4 protein-coding genes are annotated in these 9,992 nt (G+C 35.7%); 1 reads left to right on the forward strand and 3 read right to left on the reverse strand.

Going from position 1 to position 9,992, the window contains the following annotated elements:
- Positions 1-87: 87 nt before the first annotated feature.
- Both CER18_RS07905 and CER18_RS07910 read right to left on the reverse strand, forming a co-directional pair.
- The gene (locus CER18_RS07905) at positions 88-2,553 is read right to left on the reverse strand and encodes a penicillin-binding protein 1A (RefSeq protein WP_100129476.1); all 2,466 of its coding nucleotides are present in this window, start codon (positions 2,551-2,553) and stop codon (positions 88-90) included.
- A gap of 169 nt (positions 2,554-2,722) precedes the next feature.
- Positions 2,723-3,952, reverse strand: coding sequence for an N-acetylmuramoyl-L-alanine amidase family protein (locus CER18_RS07910; RefSeq protein ID WP_100129477.1), 1,230 nt, complete (start codon positions 3,950-3,952; stop codon positions 2,723-2,725).
- Between the two features lie 604 nt (positions 3,953-4,556).
- On the opposite strand from CER18_RS07910, the gene CER18_RS07920 reads away from it, so the two are divergent.
- Complete coding sequence (locus CER18_RS07920) at positions 4,557-7,178, forward strand: Rne/Rng family ribonuclease (protein WP_100129478.1); 2,622 nt, start codon at positions 4,557-4,559, stop codon at positions 7,176-7,178.
- A 75-nt stretch (positions 7,179-7,253) separates the two neighbouring features.
- Here CER18_RS07920 and CER18_RS07925 read toward each other — a convergent pair whose 3' ends face one another.
- Positions 7,254-7,865: an invasion associated locus B family protein gene (locus CER18_RS07925; RefSeq protein WP_100129479.1), complete on the reverse strand. Its 612-nt coding sequence runs from the start codon at positions 7,863-7,865 to the stop codon at positions 7,254-7,256.
- Between the last annotated feature and the right edge of the window lie 2,127 nt (positions 7,866-9,992).

Below are 9,992 nucleotides of genomic sequence, written 5' to 3' on the forward strand. Positions count from 1 at the left end.
ATGGAACGGATTCATCATTCTATTTGCAGGACTAACACTATAAAAACAGATAAAAACTAAGATTCATAGCAAAGGAGATTTTGTTGATTAATACAGCCCACCTGTTCCACTTTCAAGGGCTTTATTGACTTGTGGAGAAGTGGTTACTGCAGGAACACCTTCTTGAAAAGAATTTGTTCCCCCAATGACTTGATATATATCAGCAGGACCAGTCCCTGGTTTAAATGCTTCTATAATGACATCTTGATCTCCTCTTTCCGCAAGCATTCCTGTTTTCCGATTAATCGGCATTAAAACCATACCCTTTGGCATTTTAAAGGGAACATCTGGCTTGCCTTCAAGAGCATCCGCTATAAACTCACCAAAAATAGGTGCGGCTAATGAGCTTCCCGTTCCGTTATATCCTAACGGAGCTGGTTGATCATAGCCAACAAAAATACCAACGACGATATCAGGGGTAAATCCCATAAACCAGACATCTTTAGAATCATTGGTGGTTCCTGTTTTAGCCGCAATATGTCGATTAAGATAACGTAAACGTGCTGCAGTACCTCGCTGAACAACCCCTTCCATCATCGATGTAATTTGATAAGCCGTCATAGGGTCAAGAACTTGATCTCTCTCATCAATCAATGTGGGTTCTCTTTGATTGTTCCATGAATGCGTATTACAATTTTCACAAATACGATCATCATGACGATAAATCGTCTTCCCATAACGATCTTGAATTCGATCTATCAGAGAAGGTTTAATAGAGCGTCCCCCATTGGCAATAACGGAATAAGCTGTAACCATCCGTAACACTGTTGTTTCAGCAGCTCCTAAAGCCATGGGAAGATAAGGCTGTAATTTATCGACCACACCAAAGCGTTCTGCATATTCAGCGACAAGAGGCATTCCCATATCATTGGCAAGCCGTATTGTCATAAGATTACGAGAATGCTCAATACCATATCGCAACGTTGAAGGCCCTGCAAAAGTACCACCATAATTTTTGGGTTGCCAAACTTCACCATTATATTGACGAACTTCAATGGGACCATCTAAAATAACGGATGCTGGTGTATACCCGTTATCAAGTGCTGCTGAGTACACAATGGGCTTAAACGCAGAGCCAGGTTGACGATAGGCTTGTGTTGCACGATTAAACTCAGATGCAGCAAAAGAAAAACCTCCCACCATTGCAAGAACGCGCCCCGTATGAGGTTCCATAGCAACGATAGCCCCTTCAACCTTGGGGATTTGTTGTAACCGATAAGTGTTATTTGTATTGGGTAGCTTTTCAACAAAAACAACATCTCCAACTTGCAAAACGTGAGACAAGCTCTGAACAGTTCCCCGATAACCATTTTCTTTCACAACATGAAGAGCCCATTTTGAATCAGCTTCAGACAAAACAGCAATTTTGCGTTTTTTTGAGAGTATACCCGAAGCTTCGCGCTGTGGCTGTAAACCAATCTCTACTTTATTAGGGTTTGCAGAAAGAACAACAGCTAAACGCCATTCAGGAACATCACTTAACCCTGTAATATTTGCAAGCTCAGCCCCCCAATCATCTTTTTTATCAATATGCGCATAAGCTCCGCGCCATCCTTGCGAATGATCAAATTTAATTAATCCATTGTGTAAAGCACGCCGAGCAAGAATTTGTAAATGCGGATCAAGCGTTGTACGGATGGAAAGCCCACCTTCGTAAAGTGTTTTAGCTCCATAGCGATGCATTAAACGACGACGTACTTCTTCAGTAAAGTAATCAGCCGCAAAAACATAGCTATCACTCCCACGTATCGTCGCTCCCAAAGGCTTAGCTTTCGCTTTTTCGCCTTGTTCACGCGTCACATACCCATTTGCAACCATCCGGTCTATAACCCAATTGCGCCGATCAATAGCACGCTGCGTATTTTTAAATGGATCATAATTTGCAGGTCCTTTTGGAAGAGAAGCCAAATAAGCACATTGTTCTAGCGTCAGATCATTGACGGATTTATTAAAATACGTCAAAGAAGCAGCGGCTATACCGTAGGTACCACGACCTAAATAAATTTCATTGAGATAAAGCTCCAAGATATGATCTTTTGAGTAGGTTTTCTCAATACGCATTGCTAAAATAGCTTCCTTAAATTTACGCTCTAACGTTGTTTCTGAACTTAAAAGAAAGTTTTTAGCGACCTGTTGCGTTATGGTTGATGCGCCTTCTGGACGTCTTCCTGAGCCAATATTACGAATATTATTGATCAAAGCTCGAGAAAGCCCTTCAGGATCCAAACCAAAATGATGATAAAAGTTTTTGTCTTCAGCCGAAATAAAAGCATCTATAACAAGCTTTGGGATTGATTGAATCGGTAAATAGAGGCGATGTTTTGTTGCAAACTCTGCCATAAGACTGCCATCAGAAGCATGGACACGGGTCATCACCGGTGGTTCATAAAGTGAAAGAACTTCATAATCAGGAAGAGCATTTGCTCGACCACTCGTCATAACACCCCATGTTAGTGCGCCACAAAGTCCAGTAGCAATAAAAAAACGAAGAGGATATCTTAAAAAAATCATCATAAAAACGGCTATCGCTTTCTTAAGAATTGATCAAAGAAAAAATATGTTACCTCAATCGCACCACGTGGATATCACCACAGGATTGAGATAAAAGAAATTTGTTTTTTATCTTTTATTTATACTAGGATACATAAACATCCCATACTGATTACTCTATTTTCTTACAAATTTAAAGAGGCTGTACCATTTTCTGTCTATAATCAGCAAATTGACGAATAGAATGAGCAATAGAGACGGCCATTTGTTTTCTCCAATGAGGGTCGTTTAATAACTTTTCATCCTCTCTATTGGATAAATAACCGACCTCTATCAAGACAGAGGGTATATCTGAAGCTCTTAAAACTTGAAAATTAGCATAGCGATGAGGATTATTGATCAAGTTGATATGGCTCTTTGATAAACTTGAAATAACACTATTTGCAAAATCAACCGAAAATGCATGCGTTTCACGTCGTGTAAGATCCATCAAGATATCTGTAACTTCAAGCGTTTCATCTGCAGGCAAACCATCAAGCAAATCAACTTTATTTTCACTTTCAGCTAAAGATTTCGCAATGGCATCAGAGGCTTTATCTGATATGGTATACACTGTAGCACCACGAAGAGAATGCACTCCAATTGTATCCGCGTGAATGGATATAAAAAGATCAGCTTCAAACTCTTGCGCTTTTTTAACTCTTTCACTTAATCTTAAAAAAGTATCAGAATCACGCGTTAAAGCAACGCTAATATGAGGATCTTTTTGTAATTCATCTCGCAATGCACGTGCAAAATCTAAAGTCACATCTTTTTCTAAAATTCCAGTAACCCCCCGTGCCCCACCATCAATACCACCATGACCAGGATCGAGAACAACACGAAAATTTTGTGCCGGAATCAACGGTGGTTTTGTATCAAAATTGGTCCTTTGCTGACTCTTTAATACCTTATCAAATTTTTCTTGTGTACTTTTACGAATATCAACCAGCAACTGCCATAAACCATTGTCTAATTTTTTTACGATACTTTTTTCAACAACAAATGCTGTTTTGCTTGTCAAAATAATGCGTGAAGTCTGTACGTCAGAGAATGCATAACGCACATCTAAAAGCATAACGGATAATGTATTTTGTTTGTTGAAAGGCGTATTTTGCATTGAAAAGTCAATTGTGGGTAAATTGATAACCAAACGTGCAGGCCTATCCAAAATCTGCAAACGAACATTTGGTTTTGAATTGAAAACCGCAATTATACGCGTATGAGCACTATCACCAATGGTTCGAAAATTAATAAGTCTCAAAGGATCAGCTGCTTGAACATTGGTTTGGCATACTAAAAAAAATAATAAAAAGCATATGAATTGCACAATAACATCCAAATAGGCTGTTTTCAGCTTTTGGGTAAAAAAAACTCTTATCATAAGCCCTCTTATTATAAGTAAAGTACTCTACCAACATTTGTAAGAATTTATCTTGGGTATATAAAAACAATACACTAATTTATTTTTTTAAAAATGCTGCATCTCTCCATTATAAACACTAAAAAACAAAATTACGGTAATAAAAATATTATCATGATACATGATTTATCATTGTTACTTGCCAAACGCATGATATCAACATAAAAGAATATGAGTGCTTCCTAACTGATAATAGATCTAATTATCTGTAACTCATAGTAAGTTGTCTTTAAAGAGGATGTTGCATATTATGCGTTGAGACTTTGTTATGGATAAAGATTTTCTATGTTATAGAACTAGGATTGCATTACTTAAGATTCGTTGGTTCGGATATCCGAACTGTTTTAAAGATTATTTTACCAGAGACTTTTAAGAAATATGAGTCATAAAAAACGGATAGAGATAATGATGAGAAATGGTGTAAATGCAATCATGCATCTACACATGGTGTTTCGTCCTGTTTTTCTGGTACCTCCCTTTTACGGCAGACAGCCCTTTACCTCTACGAATAATTATACCGTTCGTTTGAATAAAATTGTGCATGTCGCCTTCAGGATATTAACTTATGTCAAACAAAATGCTTATAGATGCCTCCCATCCGGAGGAAACACGTGTTGTTGTTGTTCACGGCAACAAAATTGAAGAACTTGATTTTGAATCAGAACATAAAAAACAGCTCAAGGGGAATATTTATCTTGCACGTATTACGCGTGTAGAGCCATCTCTCCAAGCAGCTTTTGTTGAATATGGTGGAAACCGACATGGTTTTTTAACATTTTCTGAAATTCATCCTGACTATTATCAAATTCCTATTGCTGATCGCCTTGCTCTTCTTGAAGAAGAGGAAAAAGCAGCTGTAAGAGAAAATCTAGCAGATGTTTTCACGGAAGAAATAACTAAAAATAAAAAACGCCCCAGAAAGACAAAAAAGAATGCGAAAAACAATGTCATAGCAGCCGATGTTGAAAATGATATCACATCCGAATCTGTAACACTTGATCATACAGGAGAAATATTAAATGCCGATGTCTCTTATGATGAGATCGAAATGGTCGGTGCTGAGGACATCCGTGAAGAGCTCCCAACATATCAAAGAAAACAAGGGCGCCAGTATAAAATTCAAGAGGTGATTAAACGACGTCAAATTTTGTTGGTGCAAGTCATCAAGGAAGAACGCGGAAATAAAGGTGCTGCACTCACAACATATCTCTCTCTAGCGGGGCGTTATTCTGTTCTCATGCCCAACACAGCACGTGGTGGTGGTATTTCACGAAAAATTACGAATGTGCAAGACCGTAAGCGTCTTAAAGAAATCGTAAAAGAATTAGCCGTTCCAAAGGGTATGGGCGTTATTTTGCGAACCGCTGGCGCCAATAGGACAAAAGCTGAAATTAAACGCGATTATGAATATCTTATGCGGTTATGGGATACTATTCGCACTTTAACACTTGAATCAACGGCTCCATGCCTTGTTCATGAAGAAAGCAATCTCATAAAGCGTTCTATACGAGATCTTTACAATAAAAATATTAGTGAAATTCTGGTCTCTGGGGATCAAGGATATCGTGAAGCGAAAGACTTTATGCGTATGCTTATGCCAAGTCATGCAAAAGTTGTGCAACCTTATCGCGATCCTACGCCTATTTTTGCAAGAAATAATATTGAAATTCAGCTTGATAAAATGCTGCAACCACAGGTTTCTTTAAAATCTGGTGGTTATCTTGTTATTAATCAAACAGAAGCACTTGTTGCTATTGACGTGAATTCTGGACGCTCTACAAAAGAATTCTCTGTCGAAAAGACAGCTTTACAAACTAACCTTGAAGCTGCAGAAGAAGTAGCGCGTCAATTACGCTTACGTGACCTTGCTGGTTTAATTGTGATTGACTTTATTGACATGCTTGAAGAACGTAATGTGCGACTGGTCGAAAAAAAATTAAAAGACTGTTTAAAAAATGATCGTGCTCGTATTCAAGTTGGCCATATTTCACACTTCGGCCTTTTAGAAATGAGCCGTCAACGTATTCGTATATCGGTTTTAGAAAGCACAACACAGCCCTGCCCGCATTGTGCAGGAACAGGAAGTATACGTTCTGAATCATCAATTGCTCTACATGTCATGCGCTCAATTGAAGAATATCTTCTTCATAACTCGCAATATAATATTATTGTGCGTACACCCGTAGCAACAGCGCTTTATGTGTTAAATCATAAACGTAATATTCTTGTTAATTTAGAAACACGCTTTAAGCTTAATATTAGTATTGAAGCAGATGATAGTATTGGAACACAACATCTTGTTATTTCTAAAGGTACAATAGCAGAAAGCATTTCTCAATCTTCGTTGGAAGATGGCAATAAGAAAGAAATTGAGGATTCTATTTTCATAAAAAGTGAATCTATTGAAAGTTCTCCTCCCATTGAAACAAATCAAAAACGTCGACGGAAAAATCGCCAGGACGAAATTACTGATCATTCTCTCTCCGTCGTTCATAAAAAAGAAGATACGTTGAGTGATGATTCTTCTCGTCGAGGACGTCGTCGAGGACGTCGTGGTGGTCGACGCAATCAAGATAATAATTTTCATCAGATTCGCGTTCCTTACGCAGAACCAGTAGGAGATTTTGCAAAGCAGGCTTTAGCAGAAATCAAAGCAGCACACCGCAAACGTCGTGTTCCATCCGTTAAATCTTCTAAACTTGAAGAAATAAAAAATGATATACAAGCTCTCGATCTACATCAACAAGATGAAGCAATAAAAGTTGATACAAGTGTTAAACGTAAAACACGTTCTTCAAAGGCAGTAGAAAATAATCTTTCTCTAGAGAGTGATCAAAATGTCGCAGAACAAAAATCTCTTGAAGAAAAGTCTACAAGAAATTCCGCACGTAAAATTAAAACAAAAAAAACAGACAAATCTGTTCTTGAAGTAGAGGATAAAGCTCCTGAAAATATTAAGAAAACAATACGTAGAACACGTAAAAAATCATCCTCTAAAGAGACAACAGAAAGACAAAAAACATTAGAGAAAGAAACTGATAAGGAGATGAAAAAAGCTATCGAGTCCTCTCCTTCCCAAATTGAAAAAACCATTAACCAACCCGTTGTTATCTCATCAGCGTCTAATGATGCTCCTAAAACTGCGCGTATTGGTTGGTGGAAACGCAGAACTCTTTCAAAAAGTTAACAATAAAAAAACCGCCACAGGAAACTGTGGCGGTTTAAGTAGACAATTATAGAAAAATTTTCAGCCAATTGTGTATTATTTTTGTTTTGCTTTTTCTTGCTCAGCCCGCATACGCTCTTCAATTTCTTTTTGATTTGATTGGATGGCTTGCTGCAGCTTTATTTGCTCTTGTTGAAAATCTTTTTCTTCCATACCAGGACCGGTATACGCAGCTGTAAATCCATTAAGAGAAAATTCAATAGGATTAGCTGAACCACGGAAATTAACTGTGGTTACAACCATTTTTGTACCACTTTTCATAGCTGCGATAAGCTTATCATCTAAAACATCATTGGCAATACAACTTGGTCCATTACAAATAATATAAGGAATTTTTTTAGAGAAGCCATCACCTATTTGAATGTGGACACCTTCTGGCAAAAAACGACCTGTAGGCACTTGAATACCTATACGTTTTTCATTTTGCTTCCCTTTTATTTCAACAAGATTAAAAGCCGTTAAAGGTTGTCCCGTATTCGATAATACAGTATTCATTGTATTACAAATATCGACATCATGCTGCTTACTACAAACTTTGTACCAACCTTGCGATAAAGTTTGCGCATTTGCAGAGATACCAGCTATAAGAAAAAGGGCAGCGGCTCCAACTAATACTGAAACAGCAGAATAAACATTTTTATGCGACATGATTAAATTAATCCTTTCAGCGCGCTCTTAAGTAACATCAAAAAATATTAAATATAATTTCAACTTAAATTTATTAAATTATAATGAAATAACACTTAAACTTTCTTATTTTTACTTCAATATAAAAAAAAAAGTCAAATTCAAGAACAAATGACAAAAAGCCATTTAAACTTTTATACACCCATAATAGCTTTCCCCTCTTTATCACACCGGTATTTGATGCAATTCATCCATAAAACACCTCTGTGCGTTTGCGCTAAGATTACACAAACGAATCAATATTGCAATATCAATTAAAATAAACTCCTGTGCCATTCTAAAAATCTTACGAATTTAAACTTTTTACACTTATTACTCTTCATGTTAGTCTGTAGGACCTTAGCAATAAATATTGCAATGCCTGAAGCTCCAAAATGTCAGATCAATTTCACACCTTTTTCTTATATGCCCCTAGTATAAATAAAAGGGATGAACTTAATCTATAAGGACATTTGATAAACTAAATTCATTCCTAATCTGTAGCTTTGTATTTATAGCTTTTGGCTGAAAAAGCTGAATTTTAAAATACGCGACTAAGAAATTAATTTTTCTTAATTTGACGACACACTTTTTCAGAAAAGAATCTATAACTGTTGTAAATATTTTTATAATAAACTTCCTTTAAACGAGAATAACATATTAATCTATAAGAATAATTTAGCGTTTTTCATAATGGAGGTTATGCATTGCCTCATGCTTTGTTTATCGTATTGCTTAAATGGGATCACACCGTACCATTGTATTACATATTTATGCACTTTTTTAAGAGACATCTCTTAAGGTAGCTAAACTCATCCATAAATAGTATAACAATAAAACCATTGAGCTCCCCATCTTTAGGTATATGAAGGAGAAAACCAGTAGCATAACATTTTACCCCTGCTCCTAATATTGTGCGGTGATAGCTCTTGGTACTCTAAATGATTCGTAAGAAGCATTTTTATTCCTGCCTTGTATAGCTTTTGTCTCGATGCTCTCTCCCCTCGTAGTGTGGTAATGTGCAAGCGAATGATTTTGATTAATTTAACGTAAACAGATTTGAAATGAGAGAATCTTAAACTATTCGGGCTTTTCATTCCATATATTAAAATTAATTCTTATAAATCAATATATTATAGAAACTCTAATAGCCCAAACCTTTCTTGTATTGAATCAATAAAATTTGCTTACTTGCTCATCATAAAGGGTGTTGGTTATATAAAATAAAAGTTATTGAACAAAAAATAAAAATACCCCTTATGAAATAATTTCACTTATCCAATACTATTACAACGTTGAGAAATAACAATTGTATGATAATGCCACCTTATATTTGTATTAAACAAAAGTGATGATAATAGATCTTATACACTTCATGGAAAATTTTACATTGCATTATTCACAAGCATCATCATCAAATAAGTTTAGGTGTACTGAGAAACATGAGCATTCGTATTGAAATAGGAAACATCGATGATCAGCAAATCAAAAACATTTTATGTTTGAAGACGATGTAATTATAGAAAAATTGAAAAAATTTTATTCTGTATAAAATGAACAAATAAACTATCAAGGTTTGATTTCTTCAAAATTTAAAAGGAGTTTTAATTTTTTTTGGAACAGATGATCCTTCTATAGAAGCAATGATAACAACGGTTTCCAATATAGATTTAGATATCAACTTAATTATTAGCTCGTTTCTTAAACAAAGCTTTTAACTTTTAGCGAGTTATTGCTTTAAATTTCCTGAACAATGGATCGCTCTATGCGTATCGTATATTACATATCTACATATTGCACCACTGTAGGGACATCATTTTTAAACTTTGTAACGTGCGTAAAATAGCTTTTATCGATTTATTTTAAGCGATTTCTCGAATAAAAAAATTATTTAAAATAATAAATACTGATAAAACTTTCTCCATTTTTCATAATATCGAAGATATAAATGGTTAACGATTTAAACTTTAACGTATTACTGTGTTCCCCTCTATAAAATAACCAAGAGAAAGTATCTCTCTTATCGTATTAATGAAATAAGATTTATGATACAAAATAAATAGCCATTAAAATGATTAAATTGTAGCTTATGTAGTAAGAATAATATAT

Source organism: Bartonella tribocorum (assembly GCF_002777915.1).
GTDB lineage: Bacteria > Pseudomonadota > Alphaproteobacteria > Rhizobiales > Rhizobiaceae > Bartonella > Bartonella tribocorum_A.